Raw genomic sequence first — 23,116 nt, forward strand, 5'->3', positions numbered from 1 at the left:
TGTTTATTTATTATGAAGATGTTGGCTGATTATCTAAAGGTATAGTAAAAGTAAACTTAGCCCACTTGCCCAGTTCGGATTCTGCCCAAATTGCTCCATTATGTTTCAGGATAATATTCTTAGTTACAAACAAACCAAGTCCTGTTCCAGATTTAGTACTATAGTTTGAAGCATTGAATCGTGAAAATTTGGTAAACATGTTCAAACGGTCTTCATTACTGAAACCACTGCCTTCATTAAACACAGATATTTTCACCAATCCATCCGATAACTCAGAACTTATTTTTATGTTTGTTCCCTTGTATCCATATTTAAGTGCGTTCGAAATTAGATTTTGAAAAACGGAAGTCATCAAATCTGGGTCGCAATCTATCTGTAAATCTTTCGGAACATTGATATCAAAATCCATTTTGTTATCTGCTGCAATTTCCTGAAGTCTGTATACAGCGGGCTCAATAATACTCTCATTCAAACTAACATTACTTATTTTTAGTTTTAGTTCACCTTCTTCGATACGACTGAGATTTAAGAAGTTAGCAATAGTGGAATTCAGATAGTCAGCGCTGCGGGCAGATGATTTTAGTACATCTTCCTGTCCCTCTGTTAATGATCCGAGAAGTTTATCCCGAAGAGAACCAATTCCAAATACAATTGAAGCGAGTGGAGACTTTAATTCGTGAGTAACGAAACCGAGCATTTCAAGGTAAGCACGGTTTTTTTCATCGGCTTTTATATATGCTCTTTTAAGATTGGCAGAAGCTTCGTTTAATTGTTTGCTGTCAGTTTCAAGAGATGCCGCCATTGAATTAAAGGACTTCGCCAATTCTGAAATCTCATTAATTTTACCAATATTTGTTACACGAGTATCGAGTTTACCGTTAGAAATTTCTCGTGTAGCATCCACCAATTTTAAAATTGGTCTTCGAACTTTCCTAGATAAATAATTGGCTAATAGCACTGCAATGAATAGAGCAATCAACCCAATGCCCATAAACTCAATAGTTAGTTCCTGACCATAAGCGGTGTATTTTTTTTCTAATAAACCAACATACAGAATTCCGATTATATTTCCTTTTGCATCAAGTACGGGATCATAAGCAGAGAGATACCAGTCATTCACAACAAAAGCTCTATCTGCAAATCTTTCTCCACGTTCCAAAACTTTTTTATAAACTTCATCAGACACCAGTGTTCCAATTGCTCTTACACTATCTGCGGTAATTACATTTGTTGCTATTCTTGTATCCTCAAGGAAAAGAGTTACGGTACCTAAAGGTTTGCCATCAAAATAGTCATTACCAAAGACTGTACTTCTTATTCTATCGACGAGATCGAATCGTCTATTTAACAGAATTCCACCATAGATTAATCCGTAAACCTCATTTTGTTCATTGAGAATTGGAACGGCAGTCTCCAGAATCATTCCTCGATCTTCAACAGTTCTTCCTGTAGGTTTAGCTCTTTCTGTCTGTAAGACCGGGATGTATGCTTGCTCTGCGAGTTCATTACTTTTTAGTAAAAGATTTTCCCTCGAGATCAAAGAAGTTCCGCTGGTAACATTTCCCAGGAAAGCTTCTTCAATAACAGGGTCATTTCTCACCTCTCTTTTCAATGCTTCAGGTTTACCGGAAGTGCCAATTATAATTCCATTCCTGTTTACAAGGTTCAGAAAATCCAGCTTATATTTTTCTCTTAGTTCATCCAGCAGCCTGCTCACTTTCGGATTTGTGCTATTATCATTTAGTGCTCTCCTGAAAAGTTCATGCTGCGCAACAAGACTTACGTTCATTTGCAGCAGTGCTTTATCTTCTTTATATGCTGTCCATGCAGAGTTAAGATCCATTTGTACTTTAAGCTTTGCTTCTTTCATGACCGTATCGTTGATAAAAGATAGTCCGGCAAAAATTGTGAATGTTCCCATCAGGATTACAACAACCGTGTAACCAAAAAGCTGTGTGTTTCTTAAACTTATTTTCATAGTTGAGTAAATTTTCACTCTAAAGATAATTTTGTTCCTATATTGCCAAACTGTTCATCCCAAAAAAAGAATTTAAAAGGAAGTTGTGTCAAAAATCGATTTTGGTCAACCCGAACTGGTTTCAGGTTCTCATTTATTTTGAAAATCGAAGAATAAGATTCCGCTGGCATTGCCACGGAATGACACTTATGAGACAGCCTCTTTGGGTGAGGCTTTCATTTACGATTCACCAGACAATTCCATATTGTTTCTTCAAGCAGCTTTCTTGATTCATTCTGATCAGCAGTAAGCACTTCTTCTTCTCTCTTTTTTTCTTCCGGAGGTTTAAACTGAAATGATTGAAACTGCTGCTCGGCTTCGTCAAGTCCAAACTCAATTGGTAAAGTTATATAGAAGTAAAATTCCTTCTCAAACTTTTGGAGTTGGCTTTGTGATTTAAGATATCCGATTACTTCATTGTTTATTGTTTTCAGTAGAAAAGTCATTTCATTAAGAATGTATCCTGCTCTAAACCTGCTGATTCCTGAAACCACAAAGTAATTTTGTATGAGTAATTTGTTGTTTGTATTTATAGAAGTTAGAATGAGCCGGTAAATAAGTTTTATAAACCATTTCAGTTCTGCCTGATCCAGGTTTTGAAGATGAGAATACAAAATCAATTCAGGTGATCTGAAAACAGAGCTCAATATCTTTTCAACAATTACATCTTCTTCATCAACGAGTGCTGAATAAATGTTAAAGTCAATTCTTTCAGTGGTTTTTCTTAGAATAGATATGTTTTTCATCTGCCATGTTAAAGATTCGCTTTTCATTCTTTCTATAAGGAATGGAAATCTCTTTTCTATTTGCAGCCGAGCGCTTGGTTCCCAATTAATCAATTCCGGAGTCTTGTTAAGCTTGACATTTAGTCTCTTATCAATGTATTTTATCATCCATGGCTGTTCAAATATTTCTTGATTAAATAAACGTTTGAAAAAGTTAATAATATAAATTCCGAAAGCACACATAATTTTGGGCATAAAAACAGGTTTTGTTTCATTGCCAATGTAGTAACGTGTTGTTAGTTTATATAAATCAAGATGTGAGGTAGAACCCTCTGTCGAAGCGATCAGGATTTCGCCCGAATTAAAAGAGTGATAATTATTCAAGATTTGGCGGAAAAATCTTATAACGTCACGAATGTGAATATAAGCAATAGCAGAATTTCCTTTACCTGCAAGAATCCTTGCTCTCCAGGATTTTCCAACCCACGTATTGATAAATCTGTAGAGAGGTGCATATTCACACCAATCACTGTAAACAGCTCCAAGTCTGAATATGCAGGAAGGTGTTTGCTTTGAAAACTCTTTAACCATTTCTTCTCCAGCACGTTTACTTTTTGCATAGATATGCAAACCATCTGCAGGTGAGTCCTCATCGATAAAACTATCAGGTTCCGGAAAGGAACATGCAGCTACTGAACTTGCAAAAAGAAAAAGTTTCAGATTAAGATTTTTCGATAACTCTAAAACATTTCTTGTTCCGTTGATGTTTGTTCGTTCATAATCAGGATGATATTCATTTACAAAATCATAATATGCGGCTAGATGAATAAAATAATCTGCACCGCCGGCTGTGGTTATTTCTCTGAAAGCTTTGGAAATGCTATTGAGATTTGAAACATCGGCTCTTAGCCATGCAATGTTCTGATGCCTGGGCGCATTACATTCTTGTTGTGAACGTCTTGCAATTGCAAAAATCCTGAAATCATTTTTAAATTCATCAAGAAGATATTTACCAATTAAGCCGGAAGCTCCGGTTAGAATTAAAGTTGGTATTTCCAAACTTGCTGACATGACTTTATTACTTTTAGTCTCCTTCTGTCTTTAATTCGGAGCACTGATAAAGTATAAACAAAATTAATCCAATCAAACCATCACCTATTCCCGATAAAAGAATTAACCATGCTGCTAAGACAAAATAGAAGTATACAATAAGAAATACGAATGCGATAAATTTTACAGTTATGATAAATTGAATAAGTCTTATTGATTTTGTGACTTTTAAACCTGCCATTGCGTATGCGACACTCATTGCAAAATGAAATACTCCACCCTGAGCCTGAAAAAAGCTTTCTTTGCAATTAACTAAACCAAAAAAATCCAGGATGGTAGGGGGAAGGAATAATAGCCCAACCCCAACAGCAAATGAATGTATGCCAATCAAGAATAGAAAATAAGATATGTATTTGTTATAATCAGAATGTTTCATAACAGAAAAATTTCTCTGAAAATTACAATCGAAATTTACTCATTTACTTACTGTGATACCATTTACCTCCTCATTCACAAACTGTTGTTGAACAACAAACATAAATAGAAAAAGAATTATTAGTCAGAATTAATCTTTAGTTTTGTAACAGATATATAAATCTTTTTAAAGATAACGAGATCCGAATATGAATAAACCAGTTTATCTCGATTATAACGCAACCACTCCAATCGATCCTGCAGTTGCAGAAACAATGATGCCTTTTATCAAAACACACTTTGGAAATCCTTCAAGCAGTCATCTTTTCGGAATAGAAGCAAAACGTGCTGTTGAAAAAGCAAGAAAGCAAGTTGCCGGTATGCTTGACTGCGGAGTTGACGAAATTATTTTTACGAGTGGAGGAAGCGAGTCAAATAATTATGCAATCCGGGGTGCTGCATTTGCAAATCGTAATAAGGGAAATCATATTATTACTTCTTCTATTGAACATCCCGCAGTTTCAGAGGTATGCTTGTTCCTGGAAAGAAACGGATTTAACGTAACCTATCTGCCGGTTGATGAATACGGAATGGTTGATCCTCAATCTGTAATAGATTCAATCACTCCTCAAACTATTTTGATTACGATCATGCATGCAAATAATGAGGTCGGTACAATCCAGCCAATTTCTGAAATTGGAAAGATTGCTCGAGAGCATGAAATAATTTTTCATTCTGATTGTGCACAGTCAGTTGGTAAAGTTCCAGTAAATGTTAATGAGATGAATGTTGATCTTCTCTCTATCGCAGGACATAAATTTTATGCACCCAAAGGAATAGGTGCTTTGTATATTCGTTCTGGAATAAAGCTTGAAAAATTAATTTATGGTGCCGATCACGAAATGAATCTTCGTGCAGGTACAGAAAACGTTATTGAAATAGTTGGATTAGGTGAAGCATGCAGAATTGTTTCTGAAAAACTAAATCTGTTTCACGATCATTTAAAGAAAATGCGTGACCGTCTTGAAACAGGTTTGAAAGGAAATTTTTTGGTTTAAGAATTAACGGACATCCTGAAAAACGGCTGGCTAATACACTTAGTATTAGTTTTAGAAATCTTGAGGCAAACACAATTGTTTCAGAATTGGTTGATGTTGCTGTATCTGCTGGTGCTGCCTGTCATAGCGATAGCATTGATATTTCAACAACACTTAAAGCTATGAAAGTTCCTAAAGAAGATGCGATAGGTACAATTCGTCTTTCAACAGGAAGGTACACTACTTCCGATGAAATTGATTTTGCTGTTGAAGAAATATCTTCACTCGTTGAAAGACTTCAGCCGCGGGAGTCAATTATTTCTATAAATGAAAAAGAGAAAATTAAGCTAACAAGATACACTCACGGGTTAGGCTGCGCTTGCAAACTTCGTCCTCAACTTTTAGAGGAAGTATTGAAAAATATTCCCATACCTTTAGACAAAAATATTCTTGTCGGTGCAAACACTTCTGATGATGCTGCTGTTTATAAACTCGATGACAAAACTGCAATTGTTCAGACGGTGGATTTCTTCACTCCGATTGTTGATGATCCTTTTGACTTTGGTGCAATTGCTGCTTCAAATTCATTAAGTGATATTTATGCAATGGGAGGTAAACCTTTGTTTGCTCTTAATGTTGTTGGCTTCCCAAGTAACAGACTTCCGATGAAAGTTCTTGAAGAAATTCTTAAAGGCGCTCAGCATATTGCAGAGAAAGCAGGCATTCACATTATTGGCGGACACACTGTTGATGATATTGAACCAAAGTTTGGCTGGTCTGTAACAGGAATAATTCATCCTGATAAAGTGATTAAAAATAATTCAGCAAAACCTGGCGATGTTCTCATACTAACGAAACCAATTGGGACAGGAATTCTTTCTACTGCTCTTAAGCAAAACCTGCTTGATGAAGAAACTATTTCTGAATTGAAGAGTACTATGATTGAGCTGAACAAAGATGCTGCAGAAGCAATGTTAGAGATTGGAGTTAATTCCTGCACTGATATCACCGGTTTTGGTTTGCTCGGTCATTTACTTGAAATGATGAATGCCTCAAACACTTCCGCAGTAATTGAATTAGAAAAAGTCCCGATGTTGAATAATGTTTTGGAATTTGCATCTTCAGGAATAATTCCAGGTGGGACAAAAAGTAATTACGAGCATACATTAAAACACGTTAAGTATTCGAATGATATTTCGGAAATTAAACGACTAATTCTTAATGATGCCCAAACATCCGGCGGATTGTTAATATCTGTTCCTAAATCTAAGCATAGATCTTTGTTAATATCGTTGCAAGAAAGAGAAGTTTCGGAAGCAATAGTAATTGGTAATGTAGTCGAATTTGAAAGTCACAGAATAATTGTGAAGAAATAAAAGTGTATATCAATTAAGAGCTATGATCAATTCCAAATTTTTATTTTCGTATTGTGTTGCCACTGATTACACTAATTTCCACGAATTTTAATTCCGTAGTACCTCTTAATGATTTACTGATTATCTATTAAACTGGGAGTTCAACGGATTTGTTGATTATTTTTTTATAATTTTGACACTCGAATAGTTACATTTTTAAAATGATACTGAATAAAAAATTTCTATTAATCTGCACTTTAATTTTTTACTTAAGTTTTTATGAAACTCAATTCTGTGTTAGTGGGGATCAACTCGTCTCACCTGATTCAATATTTGATTTCACTTCTTCTAATCTCCCAATCTTTATTATTAATACAAATGGACAGCCAATCCCGAGCGATGAAAAAATAGAAGCCGATCTCGGCGTAATTTATAATGGTGAAGGAGTTCGAAATTTCCTTACCGACCCATACAATCATTACAATGGTAAAATTGGAATTGAAGTTCGCGGTTCGACTTCGCAAATGTTTCCTAAAAAATCTTATGCAATCGAAACACGTGATTCACTCGGAGATGATTTAGATTTTCCTTTGCTCAATTTCCCTTCAGAAAGCGATTGGGTTTTATATGCTCCTTATAGTGATAAATCTTTAATAAGGGATGTACTTGCTTATAAATTATCTAATCTAATGGGGCATTACGCAAGTAGATTTAAGTTTTGTGAAGTTGTACTGAATGGCGACTATGTTGGTATTTATGTACTTTTGGAAAAAATAAAGCGCGATAAAAACAGAGTTGATATAAAAAAACTTGAGCCTGCTGATTCAACAGGTGATGCACTAACAGGCGGATACATAGTAAAGATTGACAAATTTGATGGCGAAAATAATGATGGATGGATATCCCCCTTCCCCCCATTTGAAGGTGCATGGCAAAGAATTCCTTATCAATTTCATTATCCCAAACCGGATTCAATTACACCTGCTCAAAAAATGTATATCCAGAATTACATCTCACAATTTGAAGCGTTAATGTTTAGCAGCGATTATAATCATCCTGATTCAGGATATTATGATTTAATTGATATGGCATCTGCTATTGATTATGTCTTGATAAATGAACTAGCAAAAAATGTTGATTCATATCGTTTAAGTTTTTTTATGTACAAAGATAGAAACAGCGTTAATGACAAACTTTTTTTTGGTCCTGTTTGGGATTACAACATCTCTTTTGGAAATGCGGATTATTACGATGGCGGTTATTCAGACGGCTGGATGATGGATTTCCTAAGTACAAATCAGGAGTTTTTAAATTATGATAATTTTCAAGTCCCGTTTTGGTGGAAGAAAATATTTAATGAAACAGTTTTTCAAAATAGTGTGAACACACGCTGGAGGGAATTAAAGCCGCTGATATTTAACTCAAATTTTATAAATGGTTTTATAGACAGTCTTGTTATTCATTTTGATGAATCGCAGCAAAGAAATTTTGAAAGATGGCAGATACTTGGCACTTACGTTTGGCCTAACTTTTTTATTGGCGAAACTTATGAAGAAGAAATTAACTTCTTGAAAAGCTGGATCCAGGAGCGATTGCAATGGCTGGGGGATAATATGATTGGAACCCCGACAGAGATTCACTATGAAAATTATATTGATAAAGATTTTACTCTATTTCAAAATTATCCAAATCCATTCAACCCGCAGACAAAAATAAAATACACAATCCCAGCCTCCCCACAATCCCTTCCGTCGCAGGGAAGGGAAGCGAAGCAAGGGTGGTTTACTGTGTTAAAGGTCTTTGATCTTTTAGGAAATGAGATTGCAACTTTAGTGAATACAAATTTAGAACCCGGAGAATACGAAGTTGAGTTCAATGTGGAAACGATGCAAGCTACCCCCCTGCCAAGCGGAATTTACTTTTATAGCTTATCTATTGCAAGTGGAGCAGATAATTTTATTCAAACAAAGAAGATGTTGCTTTTAAAATGATTTTATTGCCCTGCACTTGAACTTGAACTTGAGCCTGAACTTGACCTTGAACGCTTGAGCTCTTCTTAACAATTTCTTCATCTTAACTTCACATTACGTTAATATTCCAGAGCTACCTTTGCGCGATAAAAATAATTTAAGGTGATTTATGTTATTTGCAATTTCTGGATATCTACTGTTCACTATGATTGCGGTTATAGTGCTTGCAAGTTTAGTGGCAAAGGCTCCACACGGAAATGAAGATGAAGATGGATTCCGATTCGTCTGATTTTCTAATAAACCAAATGAAACGAAAATAAAAAAGCCGCCACAAAGACGGCTTTAGAATTACTTATCTGATTATCTAATTTCCATAAACGTTTGAAATTCCGTTTATGTGTTTTGTACTGTCTATAATATTTCCAGCATCATCCACAATTCCAAAATGACAATTCTTACATTCGTTTAATGCTGCATTAAGATGTCCAATTGGTGGTAAACCATGACAGCTTCCACACACAGCTTGTGTCCCATCTACTTGATTCCACTTAACTGAGACATTGTTTCCAATCATTTTATCTTCAGTAAAGATAAATGAATAATCTGATGAATCTTTCGATAGTTCAAAAGCGCCGTGACAGTAAACATTGGCACAAGTGTTAGAACTGAAATCATAAACAGCATCCATTCCATTTTGTGATGCAGCAAGAGTGTTAAAGATAATATCTGCATTACTATCTCCATCAATATGACCGGAGGAATTAAACTGTGCAGGTACTGTGTGACAATTCGTGCAAGAAGCACTTGCGCTCAATGAATTTATAGTAAGATGAGTTAGATGAGCACCTACACCCGGAAAATTAGTAGTTAAATTTCCATCAAGATCACGTGGGGGGAAAAATTCAGATGAATTATTAAAATTGCCATGACAAGTGTTGCAAGCTTCCGGACCTTCCGGCTGTGTATGGCAAGTTTTGCAGGAGGGGCTCGAAACTCCACCTGCGTAAGATACACCATGACATTGTTGGCACTGAAGCAAATTCCAACTGCTGTTTGCAATAAACTTTCCATGAAAATCTGATGCTCCCACGGTAACAATCCCTTCAGTATGAACCTGAATTGCAATATGACAATTCTTGCAGTCTACTTCAGCAGTTCCGCCGGAAAAATCACCTGCGTGACACTGCCGGCAAAGATCAAAACCTTTTCCGTTTGTTCCAACTAACTTTCCATGAAAATCATCCGAAGCTGGATTTAGCACACCTTCCTTATGAATTGTTAAAGAAGGGGGAGTTGAAAGATTTGTTTCAAGTTCGCTGCACGATGAGATTAACAAAGTTGAAACGGTCAATATGAAAACGATGTAATATAAATTTTTTAGATTTTTCATTTTAATTATCTCCTCCATCTGTACCGTGACAATATCCGCAGAACCCTACTCCGGCGGGAGTTGAAGGTGAAGCTGTTGTATGACAATTATAACAAACCGATGCAGGACTATCATGCCAATCGCCATGTGTATCACTCATAAATCCGCCCGGATGAGTTTTGGGATTTGTACCTTTTATACCATCTGTATCTGTATGACATGTGATGCAAGTTGGATCAGCGCCTTGAACATCGTGACAAGATACACAGCTTTCAATATCACGTCGTGCAAGAATAGAATGCTCACCCCCGCCTGTACCAACACCAATTGTGATGAAATTAGATTTTAGATGAGAAGTGGGAACAATTCCGCTGAATGCAAAATCACTACTTTCAGATTGATGACAATCGCTGCAAAATGTTTCTATCTGATGGCAACTCTGACATTCAGAAGTTTTACCTTTAGAATCTATTCCATGAATAAATCTGTAATTCAATTCGTGAACTCGGGTGATTTGCTGCTGCTTGACTCCATCAGTAAAATTATTTGGAACATAAGGCTGATAAAAATCAACTGGATTGTTTGCTTCCGTAATCATTGTTGTACCAACATGACACTCCTGACAGGATGAATTATCATGACACATTACACAATTTGCTTTGAGAGATGACGCATCAAATTTATGCGATCGTGAGAAGTCAGCTACTTTATGATTTTCAGGGATGAGGTTTACAGTTGAGATATGGCAGCTTTCACAAGCATTACTTGCTGTGGATTGTCCGTTATGACAGGAATAACAATTCTCCATAATTGGAAAAGACTGTGCAGCCTGAAAGCTATAATCAACATCTGCAAATCCTTTGTGACAATTATCGCACTGAAGTTTTTGATCGTTCAAATGAAAACTATGATTGAAATAAACTTTACTTTCTTTCTCTTCGAAGCCTTCATAATTTCCATTTAAGTGACAAGTCGTGCATGTTTTTTCATCTTCAACATCGTGACAAACTGAACAATTATCATGATTAGGCAGCAGTCCACTTTTTAATTCAGTACTTTCTATAACCGCCGTGTGACAGGATGCGCAATCCGTAATTTCAATGTGAAGTGAATGAGAAAATTTAATATTCGGGATCTTTTCATCTTCCGGATTAGAAGTGAATGCTGATATTCCTAAAAATCCAAGAATGACGAAAAAGAAAAACAGGTAAATGTATTTTATTTTCATATCATAATAAATTTAGATTAGTGTTAAACCAATAATTCAATTTCAAGAAGAATCTGAAATCATTTTTGTAGATTTCATTATTCATGAATTGCCCTTGAAGATCAAATGATAATGCACTCCAGGGTCTTATGTTTACACCTCCAAGCAAGGTAGTGAGATTATTTTTCTCATCAGCTTCAGATAGTTTGTAACTTGTAAAAGCTATGCCGAGGCTTGGAGTTAAAAATCCTTCAAGAAAAGTATATCCTGTATAAAATGATAAAGCATCTAACTCACCCGAGTAGCCAAGGTTTTTTCTGTAGTTAATTGTTCCATAATTGGTAATTAATCCGAGAGTAATGCGTTGTGAATTATCATCTTTATAAATAACATTTCCAACTTCGCCAAGAACAGAATAATTTTCATTGATTTTATAATCTGCACCAAGTTCAATTTCCTGAGTATTGCCATAATCAAAAACTGAAAAGATTGAATTGTAACGAATCTTTGGCTGTCTGTAATTATAATAAACATTCAATCCAAGATTCTCGATATTTGTAAAGCGACCCACAGCTTCAAATTTAGAAGCTGTTTCAAAATTCAAATCATAATCGAATCTTGTATCTATTGAAAATATATTCTGAAGTGAGTAATCAACTTCGGCAGAAGCAAATTGATATTGATTAGAATTATTTTCAATTAATATATTTATAGGATTAAGATTTTCATCCAACCTCAAAGCATAATAATCCTGAGGCTTAAAATTCTTATTGATATAACTCAAAGCAATTCGAAAATCTTCGATTGCTTCGGTAGTAAATTTTCCACCGGCAATATAGTTATCGCTCCAGTTTTCAGTAAGTTCAAATTTCTGATAAGCAGGAACGTTGCCGCCATAATAGCCGCTAAGTTTGAAATCCTCGTTTTTAAGATCGAGGTTGACACCATCAAACAATCCACCAGCAACACTATTAAATAGAGGCTGTCTCCCAAGTTTAACTGTAGCAATGTCGAATAGATTTCTTGCTTCTAAATAAAGATTGTAGAATCTGAATCTTGGATCGTTTTGCATTTCCTTTGCAAAATCATTTTCAAGATTAAAGTAGCTTCGGAGAGAAAAATTATCCTGATTAATATTCAGGTTAAGCATTTGAAACGATCTGATTGAATTTGCTGACGTTGTCGGAGTATCAAACCTTTCAAATGAATAAATACTAGATGAAAATCTGCCGTTAATAATTTGAGCTTGCAGAAATGCAAGCCCAAAAATACCAAAGCAAATCAAAAAGAATTTTTTATTCATGATTTTAACTTTGTTTAATTAAAGAATATGAATTTACATTTGTGGTTTTGGATGTTTGATCTTTTCCCACATAGAGTCAAGCTTGAATTCTACAAAAGTCGGACTTTCGGGGTTGTGGCAGCTTACACAAAATTCTTCTTTATTTTCATGCATAACTAATCCGTTTGCAATTGCATCTGCTTTGTTTTTCATGATCTTAAGATTTTTATACTCTGAACCGGCACCGTGACAAGTTTCGCACTGCACCCCATCCTCAACTTTGAATTTTTCACCTTTTAAGGACGCATCTAAATTATAACCTGTAGCATGGCATTTTAAACATGCTTCTGTTTCAACTGCTAATGTTGTGTGACCCAGACTTTTTGCAATTTCATTTGCTTTATCAGTCTTTAAAGTATTATATGCCCCGGCATGTTTGCTTGCCTGCCAAACGGCAAGTTGATTACCCTGCTTCTCTGCTTTGTGACAGGTTCCGCAAGTTTGAACACCTACATAGGTAAAAGTTTTTTCTTGTGGTAAAATTGAAATGAACGGGACGAGTAAAAATGAGATAAAAAGAACTAAATTTTTCATAACTCCACCTTATTTTTAATAAGAAATATAAATCATTTTGAATGACAGTAATAAATTACGCATTTAAAAAGAAAGAGTCCAACAAAATTTTTTTTGCTGGACTCTTGAAACATTGAAATCTTGTTTAACTTTATTTTAACAATATCATCTTCTTTACCTGGCTAAAGTCTTTCGCTTCAAGTTTGTAGTAGTAAATTCCTGAAGAGAAGTTTAGAGCATTCCAGGTGATAGAATAATTTCCAACATTTTTATAACCGTCAAGTAATACTGCAACTTCATTTCCGATTGCATCATAAACACTTATCCTAACATTTGATGATTTCGGAATAGAGAATTTGATTTCAGTAACAGGGTTAAATGGGTTTGGATAATTCTGGCTAAGTGAATAAACCTGTGGAATAGTATTCTCGTTTTTAACATCAGTCGGATTGAATTTTTCAATTGCATCTTCGAGAAGTTTGTGAGTTAAGCTTGTATTATGAATTCCGCGGCTGCCTTCACTTTGTGCTGCTTCATAATTATAAAGTGCGGCATTATAATCAAAACCGTAGGCAGAATCGTGAGCAAGATCCGGATCAACAATTGCAAGCTTTGCTTCGAGTACTGCAAGTAAACTATCCGTTGTTGTCTGAACGAATTCTAAATTGAAATAGGAATCAACGTTGGTTGTATCAATTCCAGGTTCAGAATAGAAATCTTCACCATGGCAACCGGCATCTGCGCAAGCCTGGAATCTTGGATTGAATGAATGTCCCGTAGCATAACCAAAATCTCCAACACCAACATTATTTACGTGGCAATTGATACATCTTTCAGTAGCGACAAATGTATGTGGTGAATTAGAATAAGTCTCACCTGGATACTGATATCCAAAATTGGCTGTGCCGCTCAAACACTCCGATGTAGCATGGTGGGGAGTTTCATAAATATTAACTTCTTCGGTTTCAACAGTGTGGCATTCATCGCAAATTACGTGAGAGCCGGTGATAGGTAAGCGAAGCTGTCCCTCGTTCTGATTGCTGTGCGGATCGTGGCAGGCAACGCAAGTGATGTTTTGCAAATCACCATCAGGTTCAAATGTGTAAGGATCATAATTTGGATCATCGAGGTAAGCAACAAAATCCTGAGCGTGATGGCAGCGATAGCAAGCGCCCATTGCAGAACGATCTGTCCAATTTCCAATAAATGAAGGGAACTCAGCATGTTTGGAAGTTTCCCATTCGTCATAAGTTGGATGATGAGAATCAGTGTGACATCTTCCACAGTTTTCGGCAGAATAATCAGGAACATTTACAGACACATTCCAGTGATCGCCGCTAAGAGTGCGCGAAGAAGTTCCGAGTGGATCGTGGCAAGTTTCGCAGCCAACATTTTTCACACGCGCAAAATTGTCCGGATCAGTAATTGTATAGCCTCCCCCATCAATCGAGTCCACATATTCATCAGCACCATAATTGACTATTGATCTATCCCAGCCGGTATTATGGCATTGTAAACAGTCATATCCATAGTAAGGAAGATTCATGGAATCCTGTGCAATTCCATGCTTGGTATAAACCCAATCGTTATAAACCGGTGGTGCGCCACCAGTGTTGTTATGGCAAAATGCACAAGTATTTGCCTGCCCGGGAACACCTGTTCCAAGGTAATAGTTTTGTGAATACGCTGTACTGAAAAGCAGTGTACTCACAAAAAGAATCGTAAAAAATTTTTTCATTTATAGCTCACTCATTTAATGAAACATGTTAATTCAATTTCTCATATACAAATCATGAACCAACATTGAAAGTTCCAATTTGGAAAATATTGGCTAATTCATTTTCAAAATGGAGAATATTTGAAAACAATTTTCTCTAATGATAGAAACAGATAATTGATGATCATTAAGAGTTTTCAATCGTGAATTACCATCCATTAAAAGTCAAGTCAGCAATCCTATCAAATTTTTAGATCGGGTAAAATTATTTAACTTAACACAATAAAAATGAAAGATTAATAAAAATGAAGTTTCAGTTAACCTTAATGGCATTACTCATTATGACAATGGTTGTGCCAGCACAGGATCAACACAGATGGAAACCTCTGCTCCTAAATGCAAACGATAAGCTTTGGTACGATGCTTCAAATCTTGATACTGCGAATACTCAAGTGATGAATGTTTGGATACTTCAGCTCCATAAACCGCCGTTACAATTCGAAGGCATTTCGGGCGATGTTTACCGTTCAAAAACTCTTTACACTATTGATATGACCACTGTAAAATATGGAATTGCAAAAGTTGTGTACTTTGATGTGGAGAATAAAGAAATATATTCATATGATTATGAGCTTGAATCTGCGCCGTTAGAAATTAGATTTCCATACCCTGTTTTAGAGGGTTCATTTATGAATGAACTAATCAAAGAATATTTTAAATTAAAGGGAGAAGATATAGAATAGTATGGGGACTTACATGGATGGAGCAATTTTAGTAAAACAGTCAGAAATTCATGGCTATGGAATTTTTGCTGCTGTTGATATACCGGCTGATTCAATAATTTTGAAAATTAAAGGCGAAGTTATTTCGGAGGAAGAATGCATTTTAAGAGAAGAGCGCGATAATAATGTTTACATATTTTGGTTAGATGAGAAAAGATATATAGATACGGTTAATTCCGAGAAAATAAAATACATAAATCACAATTGTTCGTGTAATTGCGAAGTAATTGATGGTGATGATAAATCTCTCCTGCTAATAACATCTACCGATATTACAGCAGGAGAAGAATTAACAATTGATTATGGATACGAAGAAATTTATGCGAACTGTCAGTGCCCAAAATGCGCATAATTCACTAAACTGATTCTGCTTCTTTTTGCCTATCAGCAAGTTTTGCTGCCTTCTTCTGTATATCATTTAAATATTTTTTTCTTAAACGAATTGAATTCGGAGTAACTTCAACAAACTCATCGTCATTTATCCACTCGATTGCCTGTTCCAAACTTAAGATTCTGGGAGGTTCAAGTCTTATAGCTTCGTCTGCACCTGAAGAGCGCATATTCGAAAGCTGCTTGGTTTTTGTTACATTAACTCCCATATCATTGCCGCGGGAATTTTCACCCACTATCATGCCCTCATAAACTTGAGTACCAGGTGCAATAAAAAAAACAGCACGCTCCTGAAGCTTGAACATTGCATAAGCGGATGCCACTCCCCTCTCCATTGAAACCAGCGCACCTTTTAATCTTTGAGTTATTTCACCTTTGAATGGTTCGTATCCATGAAAATTATGATGCAGTATGCCTGTGCCTTTAGTATCAGTCATAAACTCAGAGCGATAACCAATTAAGCCGCGAGCAGGTATAATGAATTCAACCCTTGTATTGTTGTTGAATGTAATCATATTTTTCATATCTGCTTTTCGCTTGCCCAATTTTTCAATTACAATTCCGACAAATTCATCGGGCACATCAATCAGAACATGTTCCATTGGCTCGGAAACTACATCGGCTATCCTTTTTAATATTACTTCTGGCCTGCTAAGCTGAAGTTCATAATTTTCACGGCGCATATTTTCAATAAGAATAGCAAGGTGAAGTTCACCTCTGCCGCTTACTTTAAATACGTCTGTGGAATCTGTCATTTCAACTTTGAGACTAACATTTGATTTCAATTCTTTGCTTAATCTTTCGTTGATATTTCTTGTAGTAACGTATTTACCTTCTAATCCCGCAAAGGGTGAGTTATTCACCATGAAGTTCATAGCGAGTGTTGGTTCATCAATAGTTACAAAATGTAATTGGACAGGATTAGAGGGATTTGTAATCGTATCACCGATATCAACGTCTTCTATGCCGGCAATAGCGCCAATATCTCCGGCGGTAAGTTCATCACACTCAATTCTTTTTATATTATCGAATGAGTAGAGTTTAGTGATCTTAGCATTAAATTTATCTCTCTCGTGGGGAATTACAAGAACGTTGTCTCCAATTTTCAGTTTACCGCTGTTCACCCTGCCTATTCCAATTCTGCCTAAATAATCGTTGTAATCAATTGCAGAGATCAGCATGGCAAATGGTTCTTTTGAAGTATCTAAGGGGGAAGGAATTCTTTTGGTAATTACTTCAAACAAAGGTTTTAAATCAGTACTCTCTTCTTCAAGAGAAACTTTCGCTATTCCCTGCTTAGCAATTGTATAAACAAAAGGGAAATCAAGTTGTTCGTCACTTGCACCAAGTGCAATAAATAAATCAAAAACTTCATTCAGAACTTCATTTGGCCGGGCATCTTTTCTATCAATTTTATTAATTACGACAATTGGTTTTAATCCTAATTCAAGTGATTTTTTTAAAACAAATTTTGTTTGAGGCAAAGGACCTTCGGCAGCATCAACAAGCAAAAGCACTCCATCAACCATTCTTAAAGTGCGCTCAACTTCGCCGCCAAAATCAGCATGACCGGGAGTATCAATAATATTTATCTTTATATTTTTGTAATGAACACTGAGATTCTTTGCAAGAATTGTTATGCCTCTTTCACGCTCGAGTGTGTTCGAATCCATAATTCTCTTTTCGACTTGCTGATTTTCCCGAAAAGCACCGGTTTGTTTCAACATAAAGTCAACTAATGTGGTTTTGCCGTGATCAACGTGCGCAATTATAGCTATGTTTTTTATATCATTTCTTCGTTTAGTCACAAATTTTCCTTGTAATAATTTAAGTGAGGTGCAAATATAAAGATGAATCGCCGGGTAACCAATTCAATTGCAGATATGTAATCCGGGAAAAGTTTAATTTGTTAACTCAGTATTTCAGTATGAAGTGCAATTTCTTCAAGTATAGATGAAACCTTTAAACATTCCTGCATACTTCCTGAATAAACAATAGCCATCCCTTTAACGTGAACTTCAAAAGCAAATGAACGGGCTTTCTCAAAAGTACATAGTGTGGCTTTTATTAATTGAATTATGACTTCGTCAAATGAATGCCAATCATCATTGTACAATGCTACGCGTGATGCCAACCCAATATCAGTCTGCTCATCCGTGATGATTTCTATTTTAGGTGTTTCAAATGTTTTCGTCGGCATTTAGAAGTAAAATAATTTTTTTTCGTAAAAATATTAAATCTCACTTATAATTTATCTATAATGACTACAGATTAATTGATTTTTCAATCTTCTATAACTATATTTTTTTTCAAAAATAAAATAAAATTGGAGTTCTAATGAAAATAGCAGTTTGTATTAGTCATGTACCGGATACAGCAGCAAAAATAAATATCGGCTCTGATCAAAAATCTATTGATCAGAACGGAGTAACTTATATAATTAACCCTTATGACGAATTTGGAATTGAAGAAGCATTAAAGCAAAAGGAAAAATTTGGAGGTGATTCCGAAGTAATTATTCTTAGTGTCGGCGGCGATGCAAATAAAGAATCAATCCGCAAAGCACTTGCCATGGGTGCTGATAGGGGAATTATTCTGAAAGATGAAAACCCAAAAGATTCATTTTCAATTGCTTCAATTCTTGCAGATGAAATTAAAGCTCTCGGATGTGAACTTGTTTTTTTCGGGAAACAATCTGTTGATTACGATAATTCCATAACGGGACAACTAACTGCCGAGCTGCTTAACTATTCTTGTATCTCTGTAGTAGTCAGTTTGAATATTGATGGTAATAAAGTTTTTGCGGAAAGAGAAATTGAAGGGGGTAAGGAAATAGTCGAATCAAAATTGCCTATTGTTATCACAACTCAAAAGGGGTTGAATGAGCCGCGGTATGCCTCGTTGAAAGGTATTATGTCTGCAAAGAAAAAAGTAATCGAAGAAAAACCCGCTTTGGCTGTAAACAATTTGACCGAAGTAATTAAAATGAGCCGTCCCCCCGCAAAGAAAGCCGGCAGAATTCTTGGCTCAGATAGTTCTGCAGTGCCCGAATTGGTCAAACTCTTACACGAAGAAGCAAAAGTAATTTAAAGGAAATAAAATTTATGATAAAAAATATTTTAGTAGTAATTGAACAGAGAGACGGCAAAATTAAAAAATCTTCTCTCGAAGCTGTAAGTACTGCATCTAAACTTGCATCTGAAACAAATTCGTCAGTACAATCAATTGCTCTCGGCAGCGAAATCGAAAACCTTTCTTCAATAGCAGAGTATGGCGTTTCAAAGATTAATCATTTCAAGAATAGTGATTTACATTCCTATTCGCCATCTGCCTACACAAAAATCATTTCAGAATTTGCAATTCAAACCGGTTCAGATTTAATAATTATTCCCAATACATCTTTTGGAAAAGATCTGGCGCCGCGAATTGCTGCAAGAATTTCTGCAGGTTGTATTATGGATATTATTCATTTCGAAATTTCTGCAGATGAGCTAATCTGCCGAAGGCCTATCTATGCAGGCAAAGCAATGCTTGATGTAAAATTTTTAAGCGAGAAAAAAGTATTGACTCTGCGTCCTAATGTTTTTAAAGCAGAAAAACTTCCCGGATTGTCTGCGGAAATAACTCTGAATGAAGTTACTTCACCTGACCTGACAACACGCGTGACCGAAATAAAAAAATCCGAGGGTAAACTTGACGTTGCTGAAGCAGATATAATTGTCTCCGGAGGACGTGGTGTAAAGGGACCAGAAAATTTCCATTTGATTGAAGAACTTGCTGAAACGCTTGGCGCAGCGGTAGGTGCATCTCGTGCGGTTGTGGACGCAGGCTGGAGATCTCATGGAGAGCAGGTTGGGCAGACAGGGAAAACAGTTTCCCCATCCCTTTATATTGCTTGTGGAATTTCAGGAGCCATTCAACACCTGGCAGGCATGTCTTCTTCAAAATATATTGTAGCAATAAATAAAGATAAAGATGCTCCTATTTTTTCCGTTGCTGATTATGGAATCACCGGAGATCTATTTGAAGTACTGCCAAAATTAACAGAAGAAATAAAAAAGTTGCGTTCATAAAAATTGGAAGAAGATTGCATAAAATTCAATGTGAAATATTAGGTTTATCCACCAGCTCCAATGCTGGTGGAGCGTATGGTCTGCTTTTAAAAGAGATAAATGGAAATCGAAGACTTCCTATAATCATCGGACCTTTTGAAGCTAATGCAATTGTTCTTGAACTTGAAGGCAGCAAACCGCCCCGTCCATTAACTCATGATTTAATCAAAAACTTAATTGATAATCTAAGCGCTTCCGTCCTCGAAATTGTGATTGATGAATTAAAAGACAATACTTTCTATGCAAAAATAGTACTTGAAATTGCAGGTTTGACTAATGAAATAGACTCACGACCAAGTGATGCAATCGCGCTTGCACTTAGAGCAAAAGTTCCGATTTATGTTAACGAAATTGTAATGGAGAAGGCATCGTTCATGCCCACAGAAGAGATTGAAGGTGAACAAGAACCAGAAGATTTATATGATACAGAGGACAAAGCAAAAACTCTAAACTCAAAAGAAGCCAGGATTGCAGCCTTGCAGGATAAATTGCGTGAGGCATTATCAAGTGAAGATTATGAACGAGCCGCCAAAATTAGGGATGATATAAAAAAGCTAACGAGTAATAATTAAAATACTTGCTTCCCGATCTCACACAGTGGACACTTTTGCTTTGAACAATAGTTCCTGAAAAGTTCGATCATTCCCTGATGCAGAATTGTTCGTTTTGAGGCATCCGTTAGTTTAAGTGTATTAGCTACTTCATCCACTAAATGATTATCACTGCCTTGGAAATAATTTGAAAAAACTTTTATCACTTTTTCTGATAAATCTTTTTTTCCGAAAATTTCGAAATAAGATGAGAGAATCGGAAGAATTACATTAACAATTATTTCATCGGCGCGTGATAATCCAATGAAATAATTAATCGGAACTTTTGCAGGTTTATTAAAAACATAATGCTCTCTCCAAAATCCACCGGCTTTTACTATAACGAGTTCTCTTAAATTAGAGGCAATTTGTTTATTTGAATGAGCATGTTCAATGATGCTAATGATACGTGGAAAATAGTTTTCACTAATTATTCGTTTAACAATTTCAGCACCGCCTGCAAGCCTGATAGTTGGAAAATTTTGAGGTCGCAGCTTAAAGAAATGCCATTGATCTTCATTAAAAATCTGACCATCATATTGAAGTTTTACCCCATCCCAGTGCTCTTCAATTTTTCTAAAATACACAGAAGAACTTTCATCCGGCATTTCATAAGTTTGCGGAATAAGTCCGCTAACTTTGAAAAGTGCCGTTTGGATAATTTCAATAAAAAAAGGTGAAGAGGAGAAATTTCTAATTATCGAAAGAGGAAATGCTCTTGCAAGTCTTACCATGATATCTTTATTTTTAGAATAGCCGAGAGCTTCGAAAATACTCTCATACAGAAGCTGTTCCCAATCACTTTTATCAGCGAAATCTTTGTGAGTAAAAGTTTTTTGAAAAAATTCTTCGTCAAGATTATATCTTATGACAGGTTCTCTAATATGCATTTCTTTAATGTAAACTATTTCTTTAAGTCTATTAACATGCTTTACGCATTTTGACTTAAATCTTTCCAGCCCAAGCTGATAAAGAAAATCAAGTTTTTCAGATTCAGATAGTAAAGAATTATCTTCGATGCAGGGCATTTTATCAAGTCGGAAACTTCGCTCATTGACTATTGCCTCTTGAATTTTATTCTTAATACTATCTTCCAAAAAATCCTCAAAGCAAATAGATTGGACTTTTCGCCCATCCTGGGTTACAACATAATTAAGTTTTTTTTCGGCTTGCAGTGTCGCATGCAAAATCACTCTGTTATAGCGATTATTAATATGATGCTTATGAGATTTCCAGTCGGTGTAATTTTTATCAATCTCAACATCACCGGTGAAAGTAAGGTTTCCAATTTTTATTTTTGCATTCTTAAAATCAGGTCCGGCAAGTTCTCTATTTTCCTCGCCGCAATTAATTACTTCAATTTGCTCACCGTCTTTTGTCATTAGGGGTTTGCTGAATTTTTGTGACTTCCAAATTTCATAAAGAAATTTTTCCAGAGTTTTAGATTTACTATCCATTACTTTTTCTCATTAAAATGAAATACTAAATGAATGCTAACTAAAATTAGTAAAATAATTTTCAACTTTTTCATGTGACAATAACGTATCGTTTCAAAATCAAATCACAAATCTCAGAGAATAAACACAGCTAAATACCAACCCATTTTACTATTTCGAACGAGTGAATTTTTCAATTTATATTTCATAAAAATATTTTCAGAAATATTTATAAATTTTAAATAGATAGCATAAAATTGAAAACTCGTACTTCTATTTATCGAACAATATTTTATTTATTTGATCATTCATTTTACATAATTCCTGATTTGCGGCAGAAGCAAAATCAACTCCTGTGCTTTTATAAATTATTCCACGGCTGACATTGATTAAAAAATTAAAACTTAAAACATTCTTAAACTCACGAACAACTTCTGCCAAACTCCCACCCTGCGCTCCAACGCCCGGCAGCAGGACATAAAGATCATCAAATGAATTAATGTTTTCCTTTAATTCACTTAATTGAGTAGCTCCGAATACTATCCCGATATTTTTATTTTTATTCCAATGATTTGCTTTTTCGATAATACGCTGATAAACAAACTGCCCGGAATCAAGTTTTAATTTTTCAAAATCACTTGCCCCGTGATTTGAAGTGAGTGCGAGAAGAAAATTGATTTTATTCGTATAATTCAAAAATGGCTGCAATGAATCCTCCCCCATTAATGGATGGAGTGTTGAAGCATCAAATCCAAAATGATCATAAAGAGCTTTAGCATACATATCAGAAGTATTTCCGATGTCTCCTCTTTTTGCATCTCCAATAATTAGTATGTCTTTAGGGATTTCATTAACCGTTCTTAACAGAGAATCAAATCCTTTTGAGCCGTACCTTTCATAAAATGCAAAATTAATTTTATAAGCTGCTATATTTTTGTAAGTGGCTTCAATTATCTGTTTGTTGAATTCAAATACTGCATCCTTCTTTTTTTTTATATGATCAGGAAGTTTATCCGGATCGGTATCTAAACCGACACAAATGAACTTCTTTTCAATAATATTCTTTTTGAATTTTTCTTGAGCAGTCATT

At 35.4% G+C, this 23,116-nt stretch carries 18 protein-coding genes and 1 pseudogene; 7 read left to right on the forward strand and 12 right to left on the reverse strand.

The genetic code is table 11. The annotated features are described in order from the left end of the window. Nucleotides 1-10 precede the first annotated feature (10 nt). The 3 genes from IPH11_01555 to IPH11_01565 all read right to left on the reverse strand — a co-directional run bounded on the left by IPH11_01555 (nt 11) and on the right by IPH11_01565 (nt 4,228). Nucleotides 11-1,978 carry a cache domain-containing protein gene (locus IPH11_01555; GenBank protein ID MBK6912412.1) on the reverse strand — a complete coding sequence of 656 codons (1,968 nt, stop codon included), beginning with the start codon at nt 1,976-1,978 and terminating at the stop codon, nt 11-13. A 215-nt stretch (nt 1,979-2,193) separates the two neighbouring features. Beyond that, nucleotides 2,194-3,813, reverse strand: coding sequence for an NAD(P)-dependent oxidoreductase (locus IPH11_01560; GenBank protein MBK6912413.1), 1,620 nt, complete (start codon nt 3,811-3,813; stop codon nt 2,194-2,196). 13 nt (nt 3,814-3,826) lie between these two features. Further along, nucleotides 3,827-4,228, reverse strand: a complete 402-nt coding sequence (locus tag IPH11_01565) for a hypothetical protein (GenBank protein MBK6912414.1) — start codon at nt 4,226-4,228, stop codon at nt 3,827-3,829. A gap of 187 nt (nt 4,229-4,415) precedes the next feature. On the opposite strand from IPH11_01565, the pseudogene selD reads away from it, so the two are divergent. Together selD and IPH11_01575 are read left to right on the forward strand one after the other, a co-directional pair. Continuing rightward, nucleotides 4,416-6,619: pseudogene (gene selD, locus IPH11_01570) on the forward strand (selenide, water dikinase SelD). Between the two features lie 200 nt (nt 6,620-6,819). Next, entirely contained in the window at nt 6,820-8,589 is a 1,770-nt protein-coding gene (locus tag IPH11_01575) for a CotH kinase family protein (protein ID MBK6912415.1), read from the forward strand. Between the two features lie 343 nt (nt 8,590-8,932). On the opposite strand, the gene IPH11_01580 is transcribed toward IPH11_01575, so the two are convergent. The 5 genes from IPH11_01580 to IPH11_01600 all read right to left on the reverse strand — a co-directional run bounded on the left by IPH11_01580 (nt 8,933) and on the right by IPH11_01600 (nt 14,737). Beyond that, nucleotides 8,933-9,958 carry a hypothetical protein gene (locus tag IPH11_01580; protein MBK6912416.1) on the reverse strand — a complete coding sequence of 342 codons (1,026 nt, stop codon included), beginning with the start codon at nt 9,956-9,958 and terminating at the stop codon, nt 8,933-8,935. A 1-nt stretch (nt 9,959) separates the two neighbouring features. Beyond that, nucleotides 9,960-11,165 (reverse strand): cytochrome c3 family protein, encoded by a 1,206-nt coding sequence (locus tag IPH11_01585; protein MBK6912417.1) that lies wholly within the window; start codon nt 11,163-11,165, stop codon nt 9,960-9,962. Nucleotide 11,166: 1 nt separating this feature from the next. Then, on the reverse strand, nt 11,167-12,294 hold the full coding sequence (locus IPH11_01590) for a hypothetical protein (protein MBK6912418.1): 1,128 nt from the start codon (nt 12,292-12,294) through the stop codon (nt 11,167-11,169). A 186-nt stretch (nt 12,295-12,480) separates the two neighbouring features. Further along, a complete protein-coding gene (locus IPH11_01595) occupies nt 12,481-13,020 on the reverse strand; it encodes a cytochrome c family protein (protein MBK6912419.1) in 540 nt (179 codons plus the stop codon). A gap of 130 nt (nt 13,021-13,150) precedes the next feature. Continuing rightward, nucleotides 13,151-14,737 carry a T9SS type A sorting domain-containing protein gene (locus IPH11_01600; protein MBK6912420.1) on the reverse strand — a complete coding sequence of 529 codons (1,587 nt, stop codon included), beginning with the start codon at nt 14,735-14,737 and terminating at the stop codon, nt 13,151-13,153. Between the two features lie 284 nt (nt 14,738-15,021). On the opposite strand from IPH11_01600, the gene IPH11_01605 reads away from it, so the two are divergent. Continuing rightward, entirely contained in the window at nt 15,022-15,459 is a 438-nt protein-coding gene (locus tag IPH11_01605; GenBank protein MBK6912421.1) for a hypothetical protein, read from the forward strand. A 1-nt stretch (nt 15,460) separates the two neighbouring features. Beyond that, complete coding sequence (locus IPH11_01610) at nt 15,461-15,850, forward strand: SET domain-containing protein (GenBank protein MBK6912422.1); 390 nt, start codon at nt 15,461-15,463, stop codon at nt 15,848-15,850. Nucleotides 15,851-15,854: 4 nt separating this feature from the next. Here IPH11_01610 and typA read toward each other — a convergent pair whose 3' ends face one another. Beyond that, nucleotides 15,855-17,696, reverse strand: a complete 1,842-nt coding sequence (gene typA, locus IPH11_01615) for a translational GTPase TypA (GenBank protein ID MBK6912423.1) — start codon at nt 17,694-17,696, stop codon at nt 15,855-15,857. A gap of 101 nt (nt 17,697-17,797) precedes the next feature. Then, nucleotides 17,798-18,088 carry an ATP-dependent Clp protease adaptor ClpS gene (locus IPH11_01620; protein ID MBK6912424.1) on the reverse strand — a complete coding sequence of 97 codons (291 nt, stop codon included), beginning with the start codon at nt 18,086-18,088 and terminating at the stop codon, nt 17,798-17,800. 137 nt (nt 18,089-18,225) lie between these two features. Here IPH11_01620 and IPH11_01625 point away from each other — a divergent pair, with 137 nt between their 5' ends. From IPH11_01625 to IPH11_01635, 3 genes are read left to right on the forward strand one after another with little or no spacing between them, the layout of a single operon-like run. Continuing rightward, nucleotides 18,226-18,978 (forward strand): electron transfer flavoprotein subunit beta/FixA family protein, encoded by a 753-nt coding sequence (locus tag IPH11_01625; protein ID MBK6912425.1) that lies wholly within the window; start codon nt 18,226-18,228, stop codon nt 18,976-18,978. A gap of 14 nt (nt 18,979-18,992) precedes the next feature. Further along, the gene (locus IPH11_01630) at nt 18,993-19,961 is read left to right on the forward strand and encodes an electron transfer flavoprotein subunit alpha/FixB family protein (GenBank protein MBK6912426.1); all 969 of its coding nucleotides are present in this window, start codon (nt 18,993-18,995) and stop codon (nt 19,959-19,961) included. Between the two features lie 14 nt (nt 19,962-19,975). Beyond that, a complete protein-coding gene (locus tag IPH11_01635) occupies nt 19,976-20,572 on the forward strand; it encodes a bifunctional nuclease family protein (protein MBK6912427.1) in 597 nt (198 codons plus the stop codon). Here the strand turns inward: IPH11_01635 and IPH11_01640 are convergent. Together IPH11_01640 and pyrF are read right to left on the reverse strand one after the other, a co-directional pair. Then, nucleotides 20,569-22,047 (reverse strand): DUF2851 family protein, encoded by a 1,479-nt coding sequence (locus IPH11_01640; protein MBK6912428.1) that lies wholly within the window; start codon nt 22,045-22,047, stop codon nt 20,569-20,571. The genes IPH11_01635 and IPH11_01640 overlap by 4 nt on opposite strands. A gap of 252 nt (nt 22,048-22,299) precedes the next feature. After that, nucleotides 22,300-23,115, reverse strand: coding sequence for an orotidine-5'-phosphate decarboxylase (gene pyrF / locus IPH11_01645; protein MBK6912429.1), 816 nt, complete (start codon nt 23,113-23,115; stop codon nt 22,300-22,302). Nucleotide 23,116: the final 1 nt, after the last annotated feature.

It is taken from the genome of Ignavibacteriales bacterium, assembly GCA_016709155.1.
Lineage (GTDB): Bacteria > Bacteroidota > Ignavibacteria > Ignavibacteriales > Ignavibacteriaceae > JADJEI01.